The organism is Mucilaginibacter pineti, assembly GCF_900101875.1.
GTDB classification, from domain to species: Bacteria; Bacteroidota; Bacteroidia; order Sphingobacteriales; family Sphingobacteriaceae; genus Mucilaginibacter; species Mucilaginibacter pineti.
Window position 1 is genome coordinate 164411 of record NZ_FNAI01000012.1, and the last position, 25161, is coordinate 189571.

General features: G+C 41.5%; 19 protein-coding genes. 13 read left to right on the plus strand and 6 right to left on the minus strand.

Annotation, left to right across the window (positions count from 1 at the left end; translation table 11 throughout):
• Positions 1-44 precede the first annotated feature (44 nt).
• The 6 genes from BLS59_RS22905 (at position 45) to BLS59_RS22930 (ending at position 6704) form a co-directional block, all read left to right on the plus strand.
• Positions 45-770, plus strand: a complete 726-nt coding sequence (locus BLS59_RS22905; RefSeq protein ID WP_091152959.1) for a head GIN domain-containing protein — start codon at positions 45-47, stop codon at positions 768-770.
• A gap of 37 nt (positions 771-807) precedes the next feature.
• Entirely contained in the window at positions 808-1809 is a 1002-nt protein-coding gene (locus BLS59_RS22910) for a c-type cytochrome (protein ID WP_091152961.1), read from the plus strand.
• Between the two features lie 92 nt (positions 1810-1901).
• Positions 1902-3257, plus strand: a complete 1356-nt coding sequence (tig, locus tag BLS59_RS22915) for a trigger factor (RefSeq protein WP_091152962.1) — start codon at positions 1902-1904, stop codon at positions 3255-3257.
• A 315-nt stretch (positions 3258-3572) separates the two neighbouring features.
• Positions 3573-4295, plus strand: a complete 723-nt coding sequence (locus BLS59_RS22920; protein WP_091152964.1) for an ATP-dependent Clp protease proteolytic subunit — start codon at positions 3573-3575, stop codon at positions 4293-4295.
• Between the two features lie 169 nt (positions 4296-4464).
• Positions 4465-5703: an ATP-dependent Clp protease ATP-binding subunit ClpX gene (clpX, locus tag BLS59_RS22925; protein WP_091152966.1), complete on the plus strand. Its 1239-nt coding sequence runs from the start codon at positions 4465-4467 to the stop codon at positions 5701-5703.
• A 146-nt stretch (positions 5704-5849) separates the two neighbouring features.
• On the plus strand, positions 5850-6704 hold the full coding sequence (locus BLS59_RS22930; protein ID WP_091152968.1) for an AMP nucleosidase: 855 nt from the start codon (positions 5850-5852) through the stop codon (positions 6702-6704).
• A gap of 306 nt (positions 6705-7010) precedes the next feature.
• On the opposite strand, the gene BLS59_RS22935 is transcribed toward BLS59_RS22930, so the two are convergent.
• The gene (locus BLS59_RS22935) at positions 7011-12890 is read right to left on the minus strand and encodes a carboxypeptidase-like regulatory domain-containing protein (protein WP_091152970.1); all 5880 of its coding nucleotides are present in this window, start codon (positions 12888-12890) and stop codon (positions 7011-7013) included.
• Positions 12891-13060: 170 nt separating this feature from the next.
• On the opposite strand from BLS59_RS22935, the gene BLS59_RS22940 reads away from it, so the two are divergent.
• A complete protein-coding gene (locus tag BLS59_RS22940; protein ID WP_091152973.1) occupies positions 13061-14419 on the plus strand; it encodes a pyridoxal-phosphate dependent enzyme in 1359 nt (452 codons plus the stop codon).
• A 95-nt stretch (positions 14420-14514) separates the two neighbouring features.
• A complete protein-coding gene (locus BLS59_RS22945; RefSeq protein ID WP_091152974.1) occupies positions 14515-15387 on the plus strand; it encodes a hypothetical protein in 873 nt (290 codons plus the stop codon).
• A 14-nt stretch (positions 15388-15401) separates the two neighbouring features.
• Here BLS59_RS22945 and BLS59_RS22950 read toward each other — a convergent pair whose 3' ends face one another.
• Together BLS59_RS22950 and murA are read right to left on the minus strand one after the other, a co-directional pair.
• The gene (locus BLS59_RS22950) at positions 15402-16967 is read right to left on the minus strand and encodes an ArnT family glycosyltransferase (protein WP_091152976.1); all 1566 of its coding nucleotides are present in this window, start codon (positions 16965-16967) and stop codon (positions 15402-15404) included.
• A gap of 193 nt (positions 16968-17160) precedes the next feature.
• Positions 17161-18468 (minus strand): UDP-N-acetylglucosamine 1-carboxyvinyltransferase, encoded by a 1308-nt coding sequence (gene murA / locus BLS59_RS22955; RefSeq protein WP_091152978.1) that lies wholly within the window; start codon positions 18466-18468, stop codon positions 17161-17163.
• Between the two features lie 251 nt (positions 18469-18719).
• On the opposite strand from murA, the gene BLS59_RS22960 reads away from it, so the two are divergent.
• Positions 18720-19115 carry a protease inhibitor I42 family protein gene (locus tag BLS59_RS22960; protein ID WP_091152980.1) on the plus strand — a complete coding sequence of 132 codons (396 nt, stop codon included), beginning with the start codon at positions 18720-18722 and terminating at the stop codon, positions 19113-19115.
• A gap of 78 nt (positions 19116-19193) precedes the next feature.
• Here the strand turns inward: BLS59_RS22960 and BLS59_RS22965 are convergent, their stop codons facing one another.
• A complete protein-coding gene (locus BLS59_RS22965; protein ID WP_091152982.1) occupies positions 19194-19949 on the minus strand; it encodes a DUF4290 domain-containing protein in 756 nt (251 codons plus the stop codon).
• A gap of 187 nt (positions 19950-20136) precedes the next feature.
• Here BLS59_RS22965 and BLS59_RS22970 point away from each other — a divergent pair, with 187 nt between their 5' ends.
• Both BLS59_RS22970 and BLS59_RS22975 read left to right on the plus strand, forming a co-directional pair.
• Positions 20137-21234, plus strand: a complete 1098-nt coding sequence (locus BLS59_RS22970) for a mandelate racemase/muconate lactonizing enzyme family protein (RefSeq protein ID WP_091152984.1) — start codon at positions 20137-20139, stop codon at positions 21232-21234.
• Positions 21235-21247: 13 nt separating this feature from the next.
• Positions 21248-21706, plus strand: a complete 459-nt coding sequence (locus tag BLS59_RS22975) for a GNAT family N-acetyltransferase (RefSeq protein ID WP_205411337.1) — start codon at positions 21248-21250, stop codon at positions 21704-21706.
• A gap of 73 nt (positions 21707-21779) precedes the next feature.
• On the opposite strand, the gene BLS59_RS32570 is transcribed toward BLS59_RS22975, so the two are convergent.
• Together BLS59_RS32570 and BLS59_RS22980 are read right to left on the minus strand one after the other, a co-directional pair.
• On the minus strand, positions 21780-21905 hold the full coding sequence (locus tag BLS59_RS32570; RefSeq protein WP_262492973.1) for a hypothetical protein: 126 nt from the start codon (positions 21903-21905) through the stop codon (positions 21780-21782).
• A 186-nt stretch (positions 21906-22091) separates the two neighbouring features.
• Positions 22092-23468 carry a dipeptidase gene (locus tag BLS59_RS22980; protein WP_091152986.1) on the minus strand — a complete coding sequence of 459 codons (1377 nt, stop codon included), beginning with the start codon at positions 23466-23468 and terminating at the stop codon, positions 22092-22094.
• Positions 23469-23912: 444 nt separating this feature from the next.
• Between BLS59_RS22980 and BLS59_RS22985 the strand changes: the two genes are divergently transcribed.
• Together BLS59_RS22985 and BLS59_RS22990 are read left to right on the plus strand one after the other, a co-directional pair.
• Positions 23913-24473, plus strand: a complete 561-nt coding sequence (locus tag BLS59_RS22985) for a dihydrofolate reductase family protein (RefSeq protein WP_091152988.1) — start codon at positions 23913-23915, stop codon at positions 24471-24473.
• A gap of 67 nt (positions 24474-24540) precedes the next feature.
• Positions 24541-25161 (plus strand): dihydrofolate reductase family protein, encoded by a 621-nt coding sequence (locus tag BLS59_RS22990; RefSeq protein WP_091152989.1) that lies wholly within the window; start codon positions 24541-24543, stop codon positions 25159-25161.

Sequence of the window (25161 nt, forward strand, 5' to 3'; positions counted from 1 at the left end):
GTGTAACTTGCATTTAACAGCAAGCGTTTCACAAAACAAACACCATGAAAAAATTAGGTTTAGGCATAGCAGCAATAGTTATCTGCGCATCGGTTAATATATTTTCGGCATGCAGGGTAAGGTGCGCACACGCATCGGGTAACAAGATCACCGAAACCCGCAAAGCAACAGAATTTAATAAAATTGATATTTCGGGCGAGGCCTATAAAATTCATTTAAAGCAGGATAGCTCTTTAACCATCACCATTAATGGCGATGATAACCTGCTTAAATACATCAGCACCTCGGTATCGGGTGGTCGCTTATATATTAAGGCCAAAAAGAATATGTGCAACGCCGATAGTATTGTTATTAATATAGGTATCAAAAATCTCAGTGAAATTAAATCATCGGGCGCAGCGGTTGTTTCGTCTACAGGTAAGATAAACACGGGTGATATCAACTTTGATCTGTCGGGAGCTACCAACCTTAACCTGGATATTAATGCGGCAAGGGTTACCACTAATATAAGCGGTGCCAGCGAACAAAATTTAACCGGACAAGCGGCATCAAATACTATCGCAACAAGTGGGGTCGCCAAAATAAATGCCTTTGATTTTGTAGTAGGCGATTACACCATCAGCACATCGGGCGTTAGTCACTGCAAGATCAACGTATTAAAAACACTGAATGTACGTTCAAGTGGTGCAACCGAAATTGAATACAAAGGTTCGCCATCAACAATAAATAACGATAAAACAGGCGCATCAAAAATTACCAAGGTAGACTGATGATGCCCTAACTTAAACCCAATAACCTAACCTTATCATGAAAAAGTTTTTAAAGTACACAGCTTACTTAGTTATAGTTGTAGTGTTAATTGTAATTGCAGGTATCTCCTATATTACGCTGGCGCTGCCCAATGTTGGCAAACCGGAAAATATTACGGTAGAAGCCACGCCATTGCGTATTGAACGTGGTAAATACCTGGCCAACAATGTGGCCGCTTGCGTTGATTGCCACTCCACCCGCGACTGGACAAAGTTTGCAGCGCCCATTAACCAAAACATAATAGGGGCAGGGGGCGAAAAGTTTGGCGATAACGTAGGTTTCCCCGGCGAGGTTTACGTGCCCAATATTACGCCAACCAACTTAAAAAACTATACAGACGGCGAACTCTTCCGTGCGATAACCACCGGTGTGAAAAAGGATGGCTCGGCTATATTTCCTATAATGCCCTGGCCATATTATTCAAAAATGAGTCGGGAGGATGTTTATTCCATTATTGCCTACCTGCGTACGCTTAAACCGCAGCCGGGTACTTATCCCGGGCATACGCTTAATTTCCCGCTGAATATACTGGTACATACCATGCCGAAAAAGGCAACACTGGGCACGGTGCCAAGCTCTGCAGATACGGTTAAGTATGGCGAATACATGATCACTATTTCGGCCTGTAAAGAATGTCATAGTCCGGCCGATAAGGGGGCGTTTTTACCAGGTTTGGAGTATGCAGGCGGACAGGAGTATGGTCTTCCCGGCGGTGGTAAAATACGCTCGGCCAATATAACGCCCGACAAAGAAACCGGCATAGGCAGCTGGACTAAGGACATGTTTGTGAAGCGATTTACCCAATATGCAGATAGTAATTACAAGCCCGTTGCCGTAAAACCCGGCGAATATCAAACCATTATGCCCTGGTACAAATACGGTGGTATGAAGGTTACCGATCTGGAAGCTATATATGCTTACCTTAAAACTCTTAAGCCGGTGAAACATCAATTTGTAAAATTTGAAGCGGGCGGCCAACGGGCATTAAATTCAAAATAAATTCATACTTTTGCGCCTCGAAATTTGTGTAGCCGGAGTTAACCTTCCGGTAACGTTTCAAAAAGATTAAATTAAAATTACCCGGTAAAAAGATGAATATTACACAGGAAAAAGTAGATGCCCTGAATGCGGTTGTTAAAATTAACATAAACCCTGAAGATTATCAGCCACGTGTTGAGAAAGCCATTAAGGAAAATGCAAAAAAAGCTAAGTTGCCAGGCTTCCGCGCGGGAATGGTGCCAGCATCACATATAAAAAGAATGTACGGTAAAAGTATTTTGGTTGATGAGATCAATAACCTTTTATCAGATACATTAAGCAAATATATCGACGAAGAGAAACTGGAAGTATTGGGTCAGCCTTTACCAAAGGTAGATGATAGCAAAGAATATAACTGGGATTTTAACGATAATTTCGAGTTCAATTATGAACTTGGCCTAGCGCCTGATTTCAGTATCGATTTTTCATCAAAAGATACCCTTACCGAGTATGTAATTAAAGTTGATGACGAAACGCTGGCCTCACGTATTAAAAACATACGTAAGAGCTATGGCAAAATGACAAATCCTGACGTATCGGCAGATGATGACGTGCTTTATTCAGAATTAGTTCAACTTTCTCCGGATGGTAGTGTTTTTGAGGACGGTATAAGCAATACAGCATCTATCAGATTAGATCAGATCAAGGACGAAGCTATTAAAGCTTCCCTTATCGGTGTAAAAAAAGGTGATGTACTGACGTTTGATATTCAGAAAGCTTTTGATAACGATGCGCCCAAGGTTGCTGGCTTATTAAAAATTGAAGAAGATGAAGCGGCCGGTTTAAAATCGAACTTTCAGCTAACTGTTAAAAACGTTAACCGTTTAGAAGAAGGTGATTTAAATCAGGAGTTCTTTGACAAATTATTTGGTGAAGGTGTAGTAACAACCGAAGCGGAATTTACAGCTAAAATTACCGAAGAGCTGGAAACAATGATGGTGCAGGATTCTGAACGCAAATTGCAGGATGACATCTACAAAATGAGCATCAACAAAGTTCAGTTTAATTTACCTGACGAATTTTTAAAACGCTGGTTAAAGGTTACTAACGAAAAACTGACCGACGAAGAACTGGAAGGCGGTTACAATGATTTTGCTCAAAACCTTAAATGGACTTTGATTGAAAACAAAGTGATCCGTGATAACAGCATCGAAATTAAATACGATGAGGTTTTTTCAGTAGCAAAACAACGTTTAGATCAGCAATTCAGGATGTACAGCCCGCAACCGATCCCAGAAGATCAGTTGGCCCAGTACACTGTACAATACCTGCAAAACAAAGAGAATGCTAACAAAATATTTGAAGAAGTGAAAGCATTAAAGGTGTTTGATTTTATTAAAGGTGTTATCACTTTAGATAAAAAAGATATCCTTTTCACTGAATTCAGTAAATTGGTTACCGAGAAATAAGCTACTTTTTAAAGTATATATATCACCAAAAGCAACTCACAAGGTTGCTTTTGGTGTATAAGGGTGTTTTTTAGTCCGGAAGTCTGAAAAGTCCGTAAGTACGGAAAGACAGCAGGTTTTAAAAAAGAGTATCAGGTGTTATGCTAAGTAACAATCGATATCTTTCGGACTATCCGACTTCCGGTCTTCCCGACTCTCTTCACCACAAAATAATTTTTACTTTATAAAAACTATCTTTTAAAAATTGTATTCAACTAAAAACTATATTTATTGCGACATAAAAACCGCGATCCTAAAAAATAACAAACAAAAACCATGAGTAGTAACATCGATAAGAACGAATTCAGAAAATACGCTGTTAAACATCACCGTATTAACAGTATCTACGTAGATAAATATATTGCTGGTGTTGATAGGGCCAGCCAGCCAACCGGTATTTACCAGCCAACCGGTATGACGCCTTATATTATTGAAGAGCGCCAGTTAAACGTGGCCCAGATGGACGTATTCTCGCGTCTGATGATGGACCGTATCATTTTCCTTGGCGATGCGATTTATGAAAATATTGCAAACATTATTCAGGCTCAATTGCTTTTCCTGCAGTCTGCCGATGCAAAACGCGATATTCAGATCTACATTAATTCACCAGGCGGTTCTGTTTATGCAGGTTTGGGAATTTATGATACCATGCAATTCATTTCAAATGACGTTGCAACAATTTGTACAGGTATGGCGGCATCAATGGCAGCAGTGCTATTATGCGCAGGTACCGAAGGTAAAAGGGCAATATTGCCGCATGCAAGGGTAATGATCCACCAGCCATCCGGCGGTGCACAAGGCCAGCAATCTGATATTGAGATCTCTTACCATGAGATCACTAAATTGAAGAAAGAACTGTACCAGATCATTGCAGATCATAGCGGTGCGCCGTTCCAGAAAGTTTGGGATGCATCAGATCGTGATTACTGGATGATTGCAGAAGAAGCCAAAGAATTTGGAATGGTGGATGAGATTTTAAAAGGAAGCAAAGGGAAATAAGTTTAAAAGTCCGGAAGTTTTTAGTCCGGAAAGTCCGAAAGAAAAATAAATCAGTGGAATCCCAAAGTGATTTTTTTACTTTCGGACTTCACTGACTTTTCCGTCTTACGGACTATGAAACTTTGTTTTCTCGCTTCAAATGACTAATTTTGATTAACAAACAAATCAGATGAATAAAAGCAGTAAGGAAATCAGGTGTTCATTTTGTGGCGCCGGCAAACAGGATTCCCTGATGTTAATAGCAGGTCTTGACGCGCATATTTGCGATAAATGCGTGAACCAGGCTAATGAGATATTGGCTGAGGAGTTAAAGGTACGTAAAGTAAAGTCGTCGCCATTGGCGCCAGCATTGCTTAAGCCGGCAGAGATCAAAAGCCACCTGGATCAGTATGTAATTGGGCAGGATGATGCTAAAAAGATTCTCGCGGTAGCTGTATATAATCACTACAAGCGTTTAAACCAACGCGTTGATAAGGATGATGTGGAGATTGAAAAATCAAACATTATTATGGTTGGCGAAACCGGTACAGGTAAGACCCTGCTGGCAAAAACGCTGGCTAAAATATTAAACGTTCCGTTTTGTATTTGCGATGCCACGGTATTAACCGAGGCTGGTTACGTAGGTGAGGATGTGGAAAGCATACTTACCCGCTTACTGCAATCTGCCGATTACGATGTGACCCTTGCCGAAAAAGGCATTGTTTATATTGATGAAGTTGATAAAATTGCCCGCAAAAGCGATAACGCTTCCATCACCCGTGATGTATCTGGCGAAGGCGTACAGCAGGCATTGTTAAAAATACTGGAAGGTACAATGGTTAATGTACCGCCGCAGGGAGGCCGTAAGCACCCCGATCAAAAAATGATCACTGTTAATACCAGCAACATATTGTTTATATGCGGTGGTGCCTTTGATGGTATCGACCGTAAGATAGCCAACCGTCTGCGTACACAAACAGTAGGATATAAGCTTAAGCGTGATGATGGCGAGATAGATATGAAAAATCTGTACAAGTACATCACCCCGCAGGATCTGAAATCATTTGGATTGATACCCGAGCTTATCGGTCGTTTGCCAATCCTAACTTACCTTAACCCACTTGATAGGGAAGCATTGCGTAATATACTAACCGAGCCTAAAAATTCGTTACTTAAACAGTACAAAAAACTGTTTGATTACGAAAACGTAAAGCTTGATTTTGAAGATGAAGTGCTGGAGTTTATTGTTGATAAGGCAATGGAATTTAAACTGGGTGCAAGGGGTTTAAGATCAATATGTGAGGCAATTATGATAGATGCCATGTTTGAGTTTCCATCTAAAAAAGATGTTAAACGCTTGCATGTAACCTTGGATTACGCACACGAAAAGTTTGAAAAATCGGATCTGAAAAAATTAAAGGTAGCTTAACATTTGACAAAATTTAAATAGCTATTTTTATTAAAGTAAATGCAGACCCTGGTGCAACGCCGGGGTTTGTTGTATAAGCAGAAATTTTTAACAGGCAGTCTTTTTTAAGGCTGCCTTTGGAGATTAAAAGCATAAAAAATAGAACTATGAACGAAGAATTGAATGTTAAAAAAGACCCTACTGCTGCACCGGTAGTAAAAGAGGTGCACTCGCCCATAAAATCGGGTTTAAAAACTAAAGATGCTATTGTGGCCAACTGGCTGCCCCGTTATACCGGCCGGCCACTGGAAGCATTTGGCGAATACATTATACTTACCAATTTTTCTAAATACATTCAGCTGTTTTCGCAATGGAATGATGATGCGCCAATTATGGGGCTTGAGAAACCCATGCAAAGCGTTACAGCTAATGGTATTACCATTATTAACTTTGGTATGGGCAGCTCGGTAGCAGCTACGGTAATGGACTTGCTTACGGCTATTCACCCTAAAGCGGTAATATTTTTAGGTAAATGCGGCGGCCTTAAACGTAAAAACAATGTCGGCGATCTGATACTGCCTATAGCCGCCATCAGGGGCGAAGGTACATCAAACGATTACCTGCCGCCAGAAGTGCCCGCATTACCCTCATTTGCACTGCAAAAAGCTATATCAACCACCATACGTGATTTTGCCCGCGATTATTGGACAGGTACTTGTTACACCACTAACCGTCGCGTTTGGGAACACGATAAAGTATTCAAAAAATACTTGAAAGATCTGCGTGCCATGGCTGTAGATATGGAAACAGCAACTATATTCACAACCGGTTTTGCCAACAAGATCCCTACAGGGGCATTGCTCTTAGTATCAGACCAGCCAATGGTTCCCGAGGGCGTAAAAACTGCCGAAAGCGATTCGACAGTAACCGAACAATATGTAGAAACGCACCTGCGTATAGGTATTGAATCATTAAAACAGTTGATCAATAACGGTTTAACGGTTAAGCATCTGAAGTTTTAATTAGTTTATTTGTTTATGGTTCATTGGTTCAATATTGGTTCTGTCATTCTGAATTTTAAAATCCGTGGCCTCTGAAGGTTGAAATGACATGGCAAAGTATAAAAAAAAGGCTGTCATGCTGAGCCTGTCGAAGCATAGCGGGCAAAGGCCTCTACGCGCGACCCTTCGACAAGGGTGACAGGCTCTTTACGCATAACTTGTCATTCTGAGCGTAGCGAAGAATCTATTATACGCTTTGCATGTCGGCGATTAGATTCTTCGCTACGCTCAGAATAACAAGGTGGTAATAAATTGACAAAGACCGCACTAATGAATCACCGAACCAATAACCACCTTCTTCATTCCTTCCCGCCCATAAAATACGGGGAAATACATCATTTCGGCCTTTGCAGGGTTTAGGGTGTATTTGCCGTCATAGCGCGGCATTAGTTTAATGATGAAAGTGTATTTGCCCTGTTTAAGTTTGCGGCAAAAGATGCTTACTTTCTCCTTAAAATATTCGCGGTGTACCTCGTTGTTGGTCCATGATTGTTCCTTACTTTCATAGCTGCAGCCTGCCGGGATAGGGATCTCTACCATTACAAAATCGGCATCGCCTTTGGCGGTTACTTCAGCTTTTAATTCAACGGCTTCACCGCCCTTTAGTTGGGTTATGGTTTTGCTTTGTTTCTCAAACGAGGTGTTTACGGTAAAATCCTTGTTTATCTTTTCGGGCTTGGCGTTCCAGAATTGCTGATAGCCGGTTATGTAAGCAGGTAAGGTGCCGGTTTTGCTGATGCTTAGCTCTTTATCAGTAAGGGTAGCCGTGTAAGGGAACTGGCTTATAATTTCGGTTTTTGAACCTTTAATTGTTATCGAAACCGGTTTTACCTGCTCACCGTTAACCAGCATATCGGGCAAAATGGTATTCAATATTAAAGCCGACTCGTAGGTATTGCGCCACTCGCCATGGCTGCGCTGTTCTAAAAAATAGCCCCTTATTTTGGCAAGCAGGTTTGTGTGTTTACCTTCTTCTTTTAATATCTGGTAAGCCAAGGCACTTAACTGGATGGAATTGTCAAAAAAGCGATAACTATCCTCGCCCCAATAAATATTGCCAAACATGGTATGGTGCTGAGAGGACAGCAGACTGTCAATTTTAATTGAAACGCCGGTTTGCTGTTTAAGTAACATCAGCCTTAACTTATCATAGCCGGTAGGGGGATAGCCGGTTTTTGATTTAATGGCGGCATTTTCTTTTGTTATCGCCTCTGCATATTTAGCATAGTCAACCTTGGCATCCAGTTTATGCAACAGCTCCAGGCAGGTGAGTTTATCGGCGCCCTTGTAGCTCTCCAATTGATAAACCAGGTAGTCAGTTAGTTTTTTATTATCCAGCTGAATTTGATAACCATTCTGTTGGGCATCCAGCAGGGCGTTTACAGCATGCAGACTTATCCATAGTTCTTCTTCGGTATCTTTCCACCAGCCCCAGGTGCCGGTGCTTTTGCGGTTGTCCTGTAGTTTTTTAATAACCTCGGTAATGTTTTTGCCGTACTTAAATGGCTCGCCCAGGAATTTTTTGATCCGCCGTTCGTTGAGCAATCCTATCAGCTTTGATGCCAACTGCTCGTTACATAGGTATTTGTATTCTCTAAGTTTGCGGGCTTCCTCTGCAAGGGCAGGCAATACCGAAGCCTCGGCCCTAAAAGTAACCGGACCTAACGCGGGGTCAAACTTCAGGGAAACAGTGGTATCATTGTTCAGGGCTTCAAATATCCCTTTGGTTTCCTTTACACCCTGCTCCATCACCGGGATCTTTCGGCGTTCACCATCGCTGTAGCCTTTATCGCCCTTTATGCTGTATTCAAAGGTAAGGCTGTCGGTAGCATCGGCAGTAATATTTAAGGTATCAATAAGGGAGTTTTTTACATCAAGGGCGCCTTGTTTAAGCAGTTTACCGTTATAAGTAAAAGTTCTGTTAACGTTTACCGGCTGCGCGTTGTAGTTAAGTACTTTGCCTATTAAATTAAGCTCATCGCCCGCAACGGCAAATTGCGGGGCTATAAAGTTGGCGCTTATGGGTTTGTACGATTTTACCTGGTTCTCAATAAAACCTGTTTGCTGATGATCAGTAATACCGGTCACAAAGGTTCGCCAGTTAGTAATATCATCTGGGTAGGTTGCGGTAAAGCTGGCATGTCCCTGTGCATCGGTAAGTAGTTTTGGTTGCCAGTAGGCGTAATCAGAAAAGTTTTTGCGTAAAGTGGGTTCGCCATTGGATTGTTGTGTGGCTGCATCCTGAGGTACATTGTTGCCTTTTTTGGTGGTTATAATTATAGCGCCATTTTTTGCCTGTACCCCATATAAGGCAACCGCAGCAGCATCTTTAAGGACATTTATACTTAAAATGTCAGCAGGATTAATGGTATCCATACCTGCCGCTATATTTCCGTCAATTATGTAAAGGACTTTTGATTCCAATCCCGAGATTGAAGATATTCCCCTGATCTGTACAGTGCCCCTGAAGCCCGGTGCTCCGGCAATTAACCCGGAAACCTTACCCTGCAGCAACTGTTCAATATTAGCTACAGGCGCATCGGTAATAACAGATACGGAGCCGGTCATCTCTCTTTTTCTTACCGAGCCATATCCAATAACTGCCACTTCATTCAAGGATTTTTGGCTTTCTTCGAGCACTATATAAACTTTGTCGCCCGACTTAATCGCTATCTCCTGACTCTGATAGCCAATAAAGGAGAATATTAATTTGCCATTTGCAGGCACATTAATAGAAAAATTTCCCTGTGCGTTGGTTTGTGTACCCTGTGTTGTGCCTTTTATTTTTACGGATACGCCAGCCAAAGCCAGTTTACTACTTTTTTCAACTACCTGACCCGTTATTAATGTTTTATAGCTGTCCGTATTCAGGTAACGCTCATTAAATGCCTCTTTTAATTTCAGGGCATCATTTTCAATATCACGGTCACTGTATTTCCGGATGCCGGTGCGGTTGTTGATCACATTGCTGATTTTGATGCTTACAGAATCTTTGGCATGTACAGGCAAAATGTTCAGTTTATAATTGTTAACCCCATTGGGTTTTATAACAATGTTTTCGGCAATGTAATAAGCATCATTATGCAACAAAAAGAAAAGGCGGTATTTACCTGTTGCCAGCTGTCCAAAATCGGTTGTATTGCCGGAGTATATCCTTATAAAATCGGGATTGTTATCGCTGTAAATGATAACGTTTTTTATAAGCTCATTGTCCTCTGTTTTATGGATCTCCCTTTCTATATTCAGCTGGCCGGTTTCTTTTTCGGTAATTGGGTCGTTGATGAAAAGCGGCATATTATGGCTGCGGTTTTCCATGTTATGCTCCCACACATTATCGGCATCATGTTGGGTTAAAAAATATTGGGTATAATCAGTTGCTCCCGGCGCGGTAGATAACCTGGTATTAAAAGGATATTTTGTGGCTATGCTTTTTTGTTTTAGCAGGCCAGGCTCAAAAAGAAAACTGTAACCGGCATCGGCCACAAATTGTCTTGGTACTTCGTTCTGCACCTCTAAGTAAGTGTTTCTGTCGGATATTGGGCCTGTAAGTATCTGTCGACGATAGTTGTAGTTGTCCATTGGCGAGGGATTAAGGAAAAACAAGCGGTCATCCTGCCTTACCATTGCCATTTTTTGATCGAAGTTATCAATCACCGTTATCATGTAATTGTTGATCAGGTCGGCCTCATAAGTGTCAAGCGTATCTGATTGTTTGGTGGCTGCAAAGGCATCGGCATTCAAACTAATGATCAGTTTTTTTGATGGTTTAACAATAACGCTATCCAGCTTAATGTTCAGGTGGCTTGTCCTGAACCTGAGCATATGCTTACCCGGCGATACCTTAAAGCTATACCGCTGCAATTGCTGGGCCTGACTAAAATATACCGGCTTTTCATCAATATACAGGATATGCACCGGCACAATATCGCCGTCCTTTACTATAAATGGGGCAATTTGTGTAACAGTATCAATGCCCGGTTCCTCAATGCTGTACATCGTTTTTGGATGGGTAAACTGGTAATATTTTATACTATCCAGCCCCATATCCCTGCTCCAGCGGTTCCACTTGAGCTTTAAATTCCCATCAGCATTTACTTTGTCGCTTTCGTAAGGAGTTTTTGATTTACGAAATATGTAATTACGCCCCAGGTAGGGCGGAGGTGGCGCTTGATAATAATCAAATTTACGTGTGATTGCCCAGGCGGTTAAATCGGCATTAGCAACAGGTTTGCCTGCAACATCCGTAACAACAATATCCGTTTTTACCTGCTGACCGGGATAAACAGAAAGCGGCTGCTTCACGTTAATGGTAAGCATATCCTTGCGTTCAACTATATTAGTGTGTTCGGTTTTGCTTTCACCGGACCAGATGTAGTTTACCCAAAAGCTTACCACTTTGGTCCCGGTATAAGTTTTTTTGTAGGCTATATCGCTGCCCTCACCCTCATCAATTAATTTATCCCCTACAAAAACCGAATACCACAAATGCAGGTTACGAGGATTGTTAACCTTTACAGATATCGAATCGCCATTGCGCCCACCCGCAATGGAAACATCACCCTGGAAATCTTTAAGTTCAATGTCGGTATCGGTGTTGTCGGTTTTAATATTGTATGAAGCAGCAGCCGGGTTAATGATGGTTTTTGATGGCAGGGTGACCTTTACCTTTGATATGGTGTCGTTATCGGCGCTTAAAGCACTTATAAAGGCTGTGGCTTTGGTATCTTTTCCTAACTCCTGGTAACTTGCCTTTAAGGTATCACCAATTAACTGTGTGGTTACATTGAACTTTTTGTTACTGAAATTTACATATTCGCCCTTGCTGCGCGATTCATTTTCTGAATTTAAAAATTCCGCATTAATATTATAATCTACGTTGGCTGCCGGGAAAATGGAATCGGGGATGATCACTTTGGTTTCGCCAACCGGCTCAAGGGCAAACTTATGCACCCATAACGTATCAGGCACAAAGGTGTAGTTGTTAGCATAACGGTTGGATCCACTTTTGGTTAATGTTAAGGTAACACGGCCATCGGGCGAGGGCAGGTCGTTTTCATCCGTCGCTTTAAAATAGGCAGCCAGCGGATTGCCGCGCCAGTGTTCTTTTTTATCCAGCCGCATATTAAAACTGGTCGATTTTAATTCATATTCCTCATACCTGAACACGCCGCTCATTAACGAGGGTTGGCTGTCATTTTCATTATCTGCTTTGGCTGTTTTTTTAGCATTGGGATCAACCAACAGAATGGTATACCCCTCATCAAGCGAAAGATCAAGACTGTCGCGTAATACAAAGCTGTATTCAAAACCTCCGTCGCGGTAGCTATTTACCGTACCAATAAGCTTAAGATCTTTGCCATAGCCCTCCCTTAGTTTTACTAACAGACTTTTTTGAGCTATTGGCTTTTTAGATTGCTGGTTTAATATATAAGCCTTAAACTTTACGGTATCATTGGGCTTGTACTTAGGCTTATTAAAAACCATAAAGCCGGTGTAAGGACCTGGCTTGTATTTGTAACGACGGTGCTGTTTGTCCTCTTTAAAGATCCCTTTTATTGATGCCCATACTGATTGCAACCAGCTGCGGTTGTTATTATTGTTATAGAGGCCATAGTTTTCATTTTGCTTAACGTTAAAAAAATTGCTGATACCGGCATACTCAATTTGCACTACGTTTATTTTTTTTGTGCTTTTAACATGGTAGGTGGCGCTTTTTTCATCGTATAAAACAGGCTTACCGTTAAAATACACCTTGCCGTTGTTAATGGTATTGCCCTGCTTATCTAAAAAAATAAAACGCTGGTCGTAATCATTATGCAGCAGTTTTATAAATGCCGTGTGGTTTTCTATAAGCGAATAGCTGAGTTGGTTTTTGTTAGCAAATACTTTTAAATAATTGCCTGCGGGCAAAGTGTTTTCCCAATATTTATCGGTTTTAAACGAATCAACCGGGTTGTGGAGGGTTTTTTCATCGAGCGGTTTATTGGGGAATTTGTAAAGCCGGGCTACATCTTCGGTAGTGATCTTGTAGATGTAGGTATAATAACTTTGGTAGCGGCTATTGGTTAACGCTTTTTGGGCAAAGGTGTAATTGGCGGCCCATAAAAGCAGGCAAGTTAATAAGGCTTTTTTTAAGGTAGATTGCATAGTAAGGTGTAGATTTGGTTGATATGCCTTTGGTTAAATATAAATGTTTGTGCTGTACTTTTATATAAGATGCACATCTATTTAAAATTCCATAAAGGGATTTTCACTTTATAAACCTATTTTTGAAAATAAATCCGGCTAAGTATACCGGATTGGTAGATATTTAAAATATGTGGTACAATAATATATTAGAAACCATTGGGCACACGCCGCTGGTTAAGTTAAATAAAGTAACCAAGGATATTCCTGCAACGGTTTTAGCCAAAATAGAAACCACTAATCCCGGCAATTCTATAAAGGATCGTATGGCTCTTAAAATGATTGAGGATGCCGAAAAAAGCGGCAAGCTTAAACCAGGCGGTACTATCATTGAGGGTACATCTGGCAATACCGGGATGGGGCTTGCCATAGCGGCGGTTATAAAAGGTTACAAATGTATTTTTACGAGTACCGACAAACAATCAAAAGAAAAATTTGATGCCCTGCGTGCCTTTGGCGCCGAGGTAATTGTTTGCCCAACCAATGTAGAGCCGGAAGACCCACGGTCGTATTATTCAGTATCATCGCGTTTGGAGCGCGAGGTACCTAACTCATGGAAGCCAAACCAGTACGATAACCTGAGTAACTCGCAGGCGCATTATGAGCAAACCGGGCCCGAAATTTGGGAGCAAACCGAAGGTAAGATCACACACCTGGTAGTAGGGGTGGGCACCGGCGGTACTATATCTGGCACTGCGCGTTACCTTAAAGAACAAAATCCAAACATACAGGTGCTGGGCATTGATACTTATGGCTCGGTGTTTAAGAAATATAAGGAAACGGGTATCATGGACAAAAACGAGATCTACCCGTACATTACTGAAGGTATTGGCGAAGATTTCCTGCCGAAAAACGTTGATTTTAGTCTGATAGACCATTTTGAGAAGGTAACAGATAAAGACGCGGCATTAATGACCCGCGAGATAGCACGGAAAGAAGGGATCTTCGCCGGTAATTCAACAGGATCGGCAGTGGCAGGTACCTTGCAAATGAAGGATAGGTTTAAAGAAGGCGACGTAGTAGTGATCATTTTCCCCGATCATGGTACGCGCTACCTGGGCAAAATGTACAACGACGACTGGCTGCGCGATCGTGGTTTCCTGAAAGACGGCAAGCTTACCGCCGCTGACATCATCAGCAAAAAAGAGAACCAGGAAATTATTACCATAGATTGCGAAAAATCTGTATTGGAGGCTATTAATACCATAAAGTCGCTCAATATCTCACAGATTCCGGTTACGCAAAAAGGTATGGTGATAGGTAAGATCACAGAAAGTGATATCCTTGATTCGCTGATCGAGAATCCATCTATCAAATCGCAGCCTATTAAAAACATCACCACTGCACCATTCCCCTTTGTTGATCTGAATACTTCTATCGACAGGATCTCTGCCATGATAAATAAAGACAACATAGCGGTACTTGTGGAGGATGAAGGTAAGATTGAAATCATTACCCAGTACGATATTATAAACGCGATATCTGCTTAGAGGCGAAAGGATAAAGGTTAAAAGTAAAAGGTGTTATGCTTGTGAGCGTAACACCTTTTTTATTAGCTTTGATTCTATTAAGTCCTTAACCTTATATGCGCGGTATTAAAATTATACTTGTTTGTGTTTTTGCAACGATTTGCAAATCAGCTTTTCCTCAAAATAACAATTCGGTTCTCCTAAAGTGGAAGTTAAAGCCCAATGAAGTTCTGAGCTATAAAACTGTAATGGAACAAATTGATACGGCAAATCAAAACGGGTTTAATATAACTGGCTTTATGAAGTCTTTAGGAATGGATTCTGCGATAAATGCGGCTGATGCTCAGAAAATTTTGGACCAGCTAAAATCAATAACAAACCGGTCTAATTTAATTACTCAACTATCCGAAAAGAGCAAAGGCTTAATTGATGTTACGACGACCGCTAAAGCTGATGAATCAAAAAGCGACACAAATAGCAAATCAAATGAAATGCTACAAATACTCAATAAAATGAATGGTGGGGTGATGTTGCGCGGTAAAATATCTGAAAATGGTACTATTGAAAGTTTTTATACAAAAGCAGATCAAAAAAATATCCTTGCTATGTTCTTTGAATTGCCTGGCAGAAGTATAAAGCAAGGCGATACCTGGTCGCTAAGTGTCAATTTATTAACAGCCGACCAAAATTTTAAATGTGATAGTTCATCGAAAAAGAATGTGGTTACAGCATTAAAAATCGAGAATAAAGGAGGAGAGCATTTGGTTACGCTTAAATATGATATAGCCGAGTATATAAATGGTGATTTTATTTCACCAGTTAGCCAAGGCCCTATAAAAACAACCATGAGAATGACTTTTCAGGCTTTAGCGGTATTTTCGATTGAAAAGGGGAAGTGGGTAACTTATGAAGGGTTAGGAACAATGGTTTCATCGGGAATAATGACCTCGAATTTTAAAACGAAATACTCGTTAAGCGAGATTAAATAGATGTTGACAATACTTTACTCCAACCGTTTCTTCGCTAACTCCTTGCTATACCGTTCTTTAAGCGGCTGCTTAATATCTATCAGTAGATAAATTCCCGTACCTTTTTCTCGGGAGAGATAATGTTGTACTTCGCCTAATTTTTGATATGAGCCTATCATTTTTCCGGCTACAAACTGGCGGATGTTTTCGCCGTCGTTATCGTCCACATAGATCATGTATTTACAGTTCAGGCTATCAGGTGCCCATAGTGTAAAGCTGCTGTTGAGTGATATCACATCGGGGTAGTTGAACTGTTTGCGATAGTGGTGCAGCGCCCCGGCTTCGCCGTAGTTATCGGCATAAATTATAGTTTGTTTTTGCTGGTCGGGGGCGAGGTTGTGGTAGGCTTCGCCCACTTTTTTTGCCATTTCGTCCCAGCCAAACATATCGGCATAATCCTGGGTGGTGGGGTGTGTTTTATGATCTTCCCAGGTTACCACAAAATCAAAAAAAGAAATGTTTTTGTGGGCAAAGCGGAAGAAACCAAGTGTTTGGTTGAGTGATAACACCGGCAATATCATGGGGAATAAAACCAGGTTTGGCAAGGTAAAAAGCGCTATTGCCACCGTACGCAAGGCATAACCACTTGTTTTTAGTAATCGCTCAAAACCGAATCCACCAGCTGCAAACAGCATAGGGTAGGCGCCAAACAGGTAGTAATTTTTGCCGTCCATCTCTAATAAAAATAGGAATATGAGCACATAAGCAATTGCCAGAAACTGAAAATTGCGCAGTCTGAAAGAAAAAATAAGAAAAGCCAACCCGTTAAGCCATACAAACAACGCGATGCCGTGCACCATAAGTTGCTGTTTTATAAACTCACCGGGTGTAATATAATCCAGCTGTTCTTTACGCAATGTTTTCATATGCGTAACTACCGGGAAATGATGGTTAATTTGCCATATTAAATTAGGCATACATATCAGCAGCGTAACTGCTGCCGCGCCAAGTATGTGCCAGCTAAACAGTAGTTTGCGTTGTTTGCTTATAAGGATCCCTATAAGCAGCGCCACTGTAAAAAACAGCATGGTATACTTGGTAAGCATACCAAAACCAACTGCGGCGCCAAGCCAGTAAAGGTAGCGTACATCGGTGGTATTAAGGTATTTGATGAGCAGCCAAACGGATATCAGCCACCAAAACTGATCAAATACCACGGGCTGAAAAAGATAACCGCTTGCCGCAAACGCAGGTGAAAATATAAGAGCCAGGCAAGCCAGCGTAATAGCAAATTTTTTACCGCCAAATTCAACGGTGATTAAACCCGTGAACCAGATGATCAATCCGCTGAAAATGGTTGGGAAAATACGTGCTGCAAAAACTGAGTTCCCAAATAAGGTGACAGAGATCTTAGCCACAACAGCTATAAAGGGTGGTACTTCTTTATAGCCCCAATCCAGGTGATCGGCCAATATTAAATGTAAAAACTCATCGCGGTGGAAACCGAAATGGCCAATAGCAAATAAGTTTAATATAACCTTTACGAATACAAAAATCAGTATGAAATAAACATAAGTTGACTTTCGGTTTTTGTATGGCATTGGTTTTATTGGAGCTAAAGGCTTAAAGCAGAAAACTTAAAGCTGTTTGATTGAGCAGAAAGCCAAATACTTAGGGCTTAAAGCTAAAAAAATATATTAAAAAGCCGAAAGCTTTAGGCAAAAAGCTAAAAGTCATTACATATCTCAACGTAACGAGTCTTCGGCTTTTTGCTTTAAGCTTTCGGCAAAAAGTTTATATCCTCGTAATATCGGCACCCAATGCTTTCAGGCGGGTGTCGATGTTTTGATAGCCGCGTTCAATTTGCTCAATGTTATAGATGGTAGATTTTCCTTGTGCAGATAGTGCCGCTATCAGTAATGAAACCCCGGCGCGGATATCCGGCGAAGTCATGGAAATTCCGCGAAGTTGTACCTGTTTGTCTAAACCAATAACGGTAGCACGGTGCGGATCGCAAAGGATGATCTGTGCGCCCATATCCAACAGTTTATCTACAAAGAATAAACGGCTCTCGAACATTTTTTGGTGAATAAGCACTGCTCCTTTGGCCTGTATGGCAACAACCAATACAATGCTCAGCAGGTCGGGCGTAAAGCCTGGCCACGGCGCATCGGAAATGGTCATGATGGAACCATCGATGAAAGTTTCTATTTCGTAATGATCCTGTGCCGGGATATAAATATCGTCGCCACGCAGTTCCAGTTTTATACCCAGGCGTTTAAACACATCTGGTATCATTCCCAGCTCGGGATATTTTACATCTTTAATAGTAATCTCAGAACCAGTCATCGCTGCCAGGCCAATGAACGAGCCAATTTCTATCATGTCGGGCAGTAAACGGTGGTCGGTGCCGCCAAGTACGGTAACGCCTTCAATGGTCAACAGGTTTGAGCCTATGCCGCTGATCTTTGCGCCCATGCGGTTAAGCATTTTACAAAGCTGTTGTAAGTAGGGTTCGCAAGCTGCGTTGTAAATTGTGGTAGTGCCTTTGGCCAGTACCGCTGCCATTACAATATTGGCCGTGCCTGTAACCGATGCTTCATCAAGCAGAATGTAAGTTCCTTTTAAGTTTGATGCATCAACGTTAAAAAAGCCATCCTCGGGGTTGTAATCAAAGCGGGCACCCAGTTTCTCGAAACCTAAAAAGTGGGTATCCAAACGCCTGCGACCAATTTTATCGCCACCTGGCTTTGGAATAGATGCTTTGCCAAAACGCGCCAAAAGCGGACCAACTATCATAATAGAGCCACGTAAACCGCCGCCCTTTGTTTTAAACGATTCTGACTGGAAAAAATCCTGATCGATATCTTTGGCTATAAACGTATAGGTATCGCTGGCAGTTTTTTCAACTATTACGCCCATATCGCCTAATAGCTCAATCAGTTTATTTACATCTTTTATATCCGGTATATTGCTGATGGTAACCTTCTGCTCGGTTAGTAATACTGCCGAGATCACCTGTAAAGCTTCGTTTTTTGCTCCCTGCGGAGTAATCTCGCCCTTTAGCGGTTTCCCGCCGTTTATCACAAATGCGTTAGTCATAGGAGTTTATAATTGATAGATCATTGTTCATTGTACATAGCAAAGATTATAAAATTTCCTGACTGTTTGTTGGTTCATTGGCTCATTAGTTTAATCGGTAGGCGGTTCATTAGTATTGTTCTGTGTGTAGTTGGTTCATCATTAACTTAAAACCAACTGTAGCGTTTCGCATCAAGGCAACGTCATTACACAATGTGTGGCTATTTAATAAATAGCGCTTACTTTTATAAACCAATTAAACCAAACTGATCATGAAGTTATTGTACAATAGTATATGCATTATTGCGTGTTTAGCAGTAACAGCTTGCCATAAAGACAAAAAAACAGAGGTTGTTAAACAACTGACCATAGCTGATGCGGGAAGTACAGCATCTGTTAGCATGGGCGAAACTATTTCATTAACATTAGGCAACCCAGGCGATGGCGGATACCAGGTAAATGATCCTCTATATAAAACATCGGTATTAACGTTGGTAAGCCATACACATCAAAATAGCACCACCAACGCGGTTGGCGATGCTGGTAATGATACCTGGAAGTTTACCGCAAAGGGAAGCGGCACTACCACCCTTGAAATTACAGCTTCGCGGGGCACGCAGGGGGCGGATAAAATATCGCTGTTCAGCAACCAGATCACGGTGAAATAAATTCTATATAACAAGAAAGGCCGATACATATATGCATCGGCCTTTCTTGTTTTTATAATTGCTTGTTAACAGGTTATATTAATATTTTTTGGCACCGCCATTATTGTTGCGGTTACGGTTGTTTTGATTGTTGTTGTTGCGTGGGTTATTATTGTTTTGGGTACGACTACCGCCACCTCCGCCGCCACGGTTATTGTTTTGATTGTTATTGGTACGGCCACGGTTGTTGTTGTTAGTGTTTTGTGCCGGATAGTTATTCGGCCTGAATTCAACACGGGCAAGGTTAACGTTTTCCTCTAATTTTAAGGTGCCGCCAGATAAAGCGTACAGATCAGAAAGAATACTTTCGTCGGTAACAGAATCTTTATTCCATTGTACATAGGCCATTTTCATAAAATTGGCTACAGACTGTACCATGTGGCGTTTGCGCTCAGGATCTTCAATGGCTTTCGCCTTTTCAATCATCAGTTCAATAGTTTTACCATAGTGCTTGTATTTTATACGCTGATGCGGATATTTCAGTGGTGCAGGTTTCAGATGGATCTGTTCTGGTGATGGTTTTGGATATGGCGAATCTACATCTATCTGGTAGTCAGATATAATATGCAGGTGATCCCAAAGCTTGTGCTTAAAATCGGCAACATCGCGCAGGTGCGGGTTTAAAAATCCCATTAAATCAATCACTACTTGTGCGTAGCGGTTACGTTCTTCTTTAGTTGGCAACGCTACAATATATTTAACCATATTTTGTACGTTGCGGCCATATTCCGACAGGATAAGTTTATTCCTGGTTGAATTATAATCAAAATTTGCAGGCGTGTTTTCTTGAGCCATGTAATTGTTGTTGTTAAGAAAGTTTTAAGTTAGCCAGGCAAATTTCCCTGTGTAATTGAGGGCTAATGAGGCTAAAATTGAATTGTTACTGTATTGTAGTAACGCAAATATAATGTAATAGTATTAATGTGCAAACAATTAGCTTAAAATGTTACTTTAGGAAAGAATGTAAAATAGTATCAACCTCATGATTATTACCCATACCGATATTTACCGCTTCAGCATACCCATGGAACCTTTTACCATTGCAACCGGGACTATGGATCATGCGCAAAACGTTTTCATTAGGGTGCACACCGATGGGGGGATTTATGGCGTTGGTGAATGTTCGGCTTTCCCCGTCATTACGGGCGAAACACAGGATACCTGCCTTGTTATGGCCCGCGAATTTGCCAGGCTTTGGATAGGGCAGGATGCATTGGATATCGCGGTACGGTTACAGCAATTACATAGTTTTACTGCGGGCAATACCACTATAAAAAGCGCTTTTGATATGGCACTTTATGATATAGCCGCCAAAAATGCAGGTTTGCCGCTATATCAATTTTTAGGCGGTGAAAGGCGTGCGGTAGAATCTGATATTACCATCGGGATAGCCGGACCTGCAACTATGGCTTTGAAGGCGCTGGATTTTAAGGCTTCGGGTGCCAATATCCTTAAGGTAAAGCTGGGTAAAAATGCCATAGACGACGTGGAACGCATCAAGCAGATTCGCGAAGCAGTTGGCGACGGAATTAGGATAAGGGTTGATGCCAACCAGGGCTGGAGCTTTGATGACGCAGTTTTTGCCTTACAAAGCCTGGCACCCTACCATATCGAATTTTGTGAACAACCCATGCGCACCTGGTATGATGATCTGCTGCCGCAGTTAATGCAGCTATCGCCGGTAAAAATCATGGCCGATGAAAGTGTATATAACCACCATGATGCCCGCAGGCAGATTGATAGTGGCTCGTGCCATTATATCAACATAAAAATGTCTAAATCGGGCGGGATATATGAGGCTAAGCAAATTCATGATGTAGCTGCATCCAAGGGAATTGCCTGTATGATGGGGGGGATGCTGGAAAGCCGGATAGCGCTTAGTGCTAAACTGCACTTTGTGTACGCCAGTCCAAATATTCATTTTTACGATATGGATACCTGTATGCTGGGTCACCTGGCCGATCCATGTGTGGGCGGCGTAACTTATGACGGTTACAAGTTAAATATAAACGATAACCCGGGAATTGGCGCCGATGCCAATGACGATTTTCTGCAACACTGCGAGCATTTTACCATTTAATAATAATTCAATTATGCTGATAAGACAAGCCACTTTAAACGATATCCCCACGCTGCTGCAATTTGAACAAGGTGTAATAAGCGCCGAACGGCCATTTGATAGCACGCTTATTGATTCGGCCATAAAATATTATGATCTGGAAGAGTTTATCACCTCGCCGGATATTGAATTTTTGGTGGCTGAAGTTGATGATATACTAGCCGGCTGCGGATATGCCCGCATTATGGAAAGTCCCAAACCTTATTTTAAATATGCCACATACGCGTACCTTGGCTTTATGTACGTGCTGCCGCAATACCGGGGCAGGGGCGTTAATCAATTGATCGTTGAAGCGTTAAAACAATGGTCGCGTAAGCAAGGTTTAACCGAAATAAGGCTGCAGGTTTATAATGATAACGAACCTGCTATAAAAGCTTACGAAAAAGCTGGTTTTGTAAAACACATGGTGGAAATGCGGGTTGATATTGACTAATATTACCCGAAACGCGATAAAACAAAAATGCCGTCCAGAGCTGTCGGGGCGGCATTTTCGGGGCGGCAAAATATTATAAAAGTGGTTTCCTTTTAGGCCTGACAGCGGCCTTTGAAACAGGTTGTTTTTCCTGCTTTAGGGCTTTGGGGTCATGCGATTCTTTTGCTGCTTCACCTTTCACTTTTTCCTTGGTTTCCATAAATGTTGTATTATATATTATTATACTTAATTTATGGTTGAAATGTTTTAGGTGAAATGATAAATAAGTGTCATTTAAATATCAGAAAGCAGCTTTCCTGGAATACACATGAATTATAGCTAAATAAAAAATGGCTTATGCCGTTTTAAACTACATAAGCCATTACTTATCAACTTGTAATGATAACTATACTGCTGAACTTAGTTCTGCAAAATACTTATGAAATAAGGGTATGGTTTCAATTCCTTTATAGTAATTAAAAATATCATACTTCTCGTTCGGCGAGTGCAATGCATCGCTGTCAAGACCAAAGCCCATCAATACGGTTTTTAAACCAAGCTCGGCCTCGAATAGTGCAACAATTGGGATGCTGCCCCCACCGCGCGTTGGGATAGGATCTTTACCGAAAGATTCGGCAATAGCTTTCTGCGCCGCACGGTAGGCAATGCTGTCCGTTGGTGTTACCGCAGGTTCGCCGCCATGATGAGGGGTAACTTTTACTTTTACATTGGCTGGCGCTATGCTCAGGAAATGTTTGGTGAACAGCTCAGTAATAGCATCTGATGTTTGATTTGGCACCAAACGCATAGAGATTTTGGCATGTGCTTTTGATGGCAATACGGTTTTGGCACCTTCGCCAATGTAGCCGCCCCAAATGCCGTTTACCTCAAGGGTGGGGCGGGTGCCTGTACGTTCAAAAGTGGTATAGCCTTTTTCGCCCCATACTTCGGCAATATCAAGGTCTTTCTTGTATTCTTCCTCATCATACGGTGCGTTGTTAAGTGCAGTACGTTCTTCGGCAGTAAGCGGTATTACTTTATCATAAAAGCCCGGAATGGTGATATGGTTATTCTCGTCATGTAATGACGCTATCATTTTAGTAAGGATAGTAATAGGGTTAGCCACAGCACCACCGTAAACGCCAGAGTGCAGATCGCGGTTAGGGCCGGTTACTTCAACTTCAAGGTATGAAAGGCCGCGCAAGCCGGTTTCCAATGAGGGATGCTCCATGCTGATCATCGAGGTATCGGAGATCAATACTACGTCGGCTTTTAATTTTTCTTTATTGGCTTTAACAAAGATTCCCAGGTTTGATGAGCCTACTTCTTCCTCACCCTCAATCATGAATTTAATATTGCAGGGCAGGGTATTGGTTTGCATCATCAGTTCAAATGCCTTTACATGCATATAAAACTGGCCCTTATCGTCGCAGGCGCCACGGGCGTATATTTTGCCATCGCGTATGGTAGGCTCAAACGGTGGGGTTTTCCACAACTCCAGCGGATCTGCCGGCTGCACATCATAGTGGCCATAAACCAACACGGTTGGTTTGCTGGCATCAATTATTTTTTCGCCATAAACAATAGGATAGCCTGCGGTTTGGCAAATCTCTACATTGTCGGCACCGGCATCACGCAGCTTTTGGGCAACGTAGTCGGCAGTCTTTAAAACTTCGGGTTTGTATTTAGGATCGGCGCTAACCGATGGGAAACGCAACAGGGCAAATAATTCGTCGAGTAAACGTTGCCTGTTCTGATCTACATATTGCTTTATGTGCTGCATACAATGTTATTTGCAGCAAATATATTGATGTTTATTGGTTTTGACAGCAGTAGTTATTGACCGTTAACAATGCGAGTAAGTAGGGAGGTAAGTTATTGCAGAAACAAATTACTTAAGGTAAAATGCCACTGAAAAATGTTGTATATATATAAGGTATAAAAGTTGAAATATAATCACACAATGAACTTGTAAAAGACATAAGCCGAAAATGCAGAATGCCTATTCATAATTGGGGTATGTTTTTTTCTCAACTATATATTAAATTTGGTGACCGTATTGTAATCATTCTCTTTTGATGAGATTGGTTTTATCGCTTTAGATGGGACGATAGCGCTTTTGGCTTAAATGCCCCTTTTTTGTCGCGAATCGCCCTTGCCGTGATGGCCGCAGTCTTTTATTTTTGACCTTTATGTAAACCTGATCGGGAAAACTAAAATCAATTAAATGCGAAATGTAATTTACGCAATCAACACAACCTTAGACGGTTGCTGCGACCATACCAAATTTTATCCCGATGAAGAAATGATAGCGTATTTTACCCAGCTCACCCGGGATGCTGACACATTCCTCTACGGGCGTAAAACGTATCAATTGATGGTTCCTTATTGGCCCGATGTGGCGAAAAATCCTTCCGGAGATAGAAAAGCAGATATCGACTTTGCCCAGGCATTTGAAGCCGTTGACAAAATTATTGTTTTCTCACAGTCATTAGATAGCCCAGAAGGAAACAAAACGAGAATAGTTCATACTGGGCTTCATGACGAGGTAATTAAGCTGAAACAAGAAGAAGGTAAAAATATTTTAACTGGTGGTGTAGCCATTCCTTCGCAACTTGCAGCGCTTGGACTGATTGATGAATATCATTTTGTGGTTTACCCGATAGTTACGGGAGAAGGAAGGCAGTTGTTTGATGGTATCAACCTGGAAGAGAAATTAAACTTAAAATTGGTAGACTCGACCAGTTTTAAGTCGGGGGCTGTTGCGCTCCGTTACTTAAAACAGTAGCGGGCGACAGTGCTAACAATCAAATCAACAAACAAAAATTAATATTGACAAACAATAAATAAAAATTATGAGCAAAATTATCTTTGACAGCGGGATATCACTTGATGGCTTTTTCGCAGGCGATAACAGGAGTCCAGGCAATCCAATGGGAGGCGTTTCGCCAAAAATTCACCAATGGATGTTTAAACAAAAAGCATTTTGGAAACACATCAATATGGAAGGCGGTGAAGAATACGGTGCAGACAGTGAATTAATTGATGATGTGTTTGCAAGAACAGGTTCTTACATTATGGGAAAGCGAATGTTTGAAGAAGGCGAAGTTCATTGGAAAGAAGATCTATACAAAGCAGATGTTTATGTGCTGACACACGAAAAACGCGAGCCTTGGGTTCAAAAAGGGACAACAACTTTTTATTTCATTAATGACGGAATACAAAGCGCATTAGAAAAAGCAACGCAATCAGCCAAAGGAAAGGATATTAGGATACAAGGTGGTGCGGATACTATTCAACAATTTCTCAATGCAGGGCTTGTGGACGAGTTTTTCATTCATGTTGCCCCAGTTTTTTTGGGAAGTGGCATCCGACTGTTTGACGGCATTGACAAAGACAAATATGATCTTCAGATTGTTGAAGTAGTACCATCAGACTTAACAACCCACTTGAGATACACATTGACGAAAAAATAA

What these genes read in the sequence shown, in the direction of transcription:
- BLS59_RS22905 (WP_091152959.1), top strand. Translation starts at nt 45, where the DNA reads ATGAAAAAATTAGGTTTAGGCATAGCAGCAATAGTTATCTGCGCATCG.
- BLS59_RS22910 (WP_091152961.1), top strand. Translation starts at nt 808, where the DNA reads ATGAAAAAGTTTTTAAAGTACACAGCTTACTTAGTTATAGTTGTAGTG.
- tig (WP_091152962.1), top strand. Translation starts at nt 1,902, where the DNA reads ATGAATATTACACAGGAAAAAGTAGATGCCCTGAATGCGGTTGTTAAA.
- BLS59_RS22920 (WP_091152964.1), top strand. Translation starts at nt 3,573, where the DNA reads ATGAGTAGTAACATCGATAAGAACGAATTCAGAAAATACGCTGTTAAA.
- clpX (WP_091152966.1), top strand. Translation starts at nt 4,465, where the DNA reads ATGAATAAAAGCAGTAAGGAAATCAGGTGTTCATTTTGTGGCGCCGGC.
- BLS59_RS22930 (WP_091152968.1), top strand. Translation starts at nt 5,850, where the DNA reads ATGAACGAAGAATTGAATGTTAAAAAAGACCCTACTGCTGCACCGGTA.
- BLS59_RS22935 (WP_091152970.1), bottom strand. Translation starts at nt 12,890, where the DNA reads ATGCAATCTACCTTAAAAAAAGCCTTATTAACTTGCCTGCTTTTATGG.
- BLS59_RS22940 (WP_091152973.1), top strand. Translation starts at nt 13,061, where the DNA reads ATGTGGTACAATAATATATTAGAAACCATTGGGCACACGCCGCTGGTT.
- BLS59_RS22945 (WP_091152974.1), top strand. Translation starts at nt 14,515, where the DNA reads ATGCGCGGTATTAAAATTATACTTGTTTGTGTTTTTGCAACGATTTGC.
- BLS59_RS22950 (WP_091152976.1), bottom strand. Translation starts at nt 16,967, where the DNA reads ATGCCATACAAAAACCGAAAGTCAACTTATGTTTATTTCATACTGATT.
- murA (WP_091152978.1), bottom strand. Translation starts at nt 18,468, where the DNA reads ATGACTAACGCATTTGTGATAAACGGCGGGAAACCGCTAAAGGGCGAG.
- BLS59_RS22960 (WP_091152980.1), top strand. Translation starts at nt 18,720, where the DNA reads ATGAAGTTATTGTACAATAGTATATGCATTATTGCGTGTTTAGCAGTA.
- BLS59_RS22965 (WP_091152982.1), bottom strand. Translation starts at nt 19,949, where the DNA reads ATGGCTCAAGAAAACACGCCTGCAAATTTTGATTATAATTCAACCAGG.
- BLS59_RS22970 (WP_091152984.1), top strand. Translation starts at nt 20,137, where the DNA reads ATGATTATTACCCATACCGATATTTACCGCTTCAGCATACCCATGGAA.
- BLS59_RS22975 (WP_205411337.1), top strand. Translation starts at nt 21,248, where the DNA reads ATGCTGATAAGACAAGCCACTTTAAACGATATCCCCACGCTGCTGCAA.
- BLS59_RS32570 (WP_262492973.1), bottom strand. Translation starts at nt 21,905, where the DNA reads ATGGAAACCAAGGAAAAAGTGAAAGGTGAAGCAGCAAAAGAATCGCAT.
- BLS59_RS22980 (WP_091152986.1), bottom strand. Translation starts at nt 23,468, where the DNA reads ATGCAGCACATAAAGCAATATGTAGATCAGAACAGGCAACGTTTACTC.
- BLS59_RS22985 (WP_091152988.1), top strand. Translation starts at nt 23,913, where the DNA reads ATGCGAAATGTAATTTACGCAATCAACACAACCTTAGACGGTTGCTGC.
- BLS59_RS22990 (WP_091152989.1), top strand. Translation starts at nt 24,541, where the DNA reads ATGAGCAAAATTATCTTTGACAGCGGGATATCACTTGATGGCTTTTTC.